At 65.3% G+C, this 294-nt stretch carries 1 pseudogene; it reads left to right on the top strand.

Annotated features, from left to right (window positions below):
* Positions 1 to 294: pseudogene (locus AC0L20_RS40715) on the top strand (DNA ligase-associated DEXH box helicase); the annotation flags it as partial.

The raw sequence follows: 294 nt of genomic DNA, 5'->3' as shown, positions 1-294 counted from the left end.
CTGGGCGGCGGATTCACTCCCGATGCACAGTTGGCAGAGGTAGGCGGCGCCTGGGCCTACCGCGAGCTGAGCGAAGCCGACTGGGCCTGGGCGCTGGCTTTTGTGCGCCATGGCGGGCTGTCGCTCACCGCTTATCCGGATTACCGCCGCGTAGAGCCCGATGAGCACGGCATCTGGCGCGTCCCCGATGCTCGACTGGCGCGCCGCCACCGCATGAGCGTGGGCACTATCGTCAGCGATGCGAGTATCCATCTGAAGTACTGGAGCAAAGGCGGTGGTGGCAATAAAGCCTTC

Source organism: Bradyrhizobium sp. Kon58 (assembly GCF_055807455.1).
This window is presented reverse-complemented; position numbering and strand designations above follow the sequence as displayed.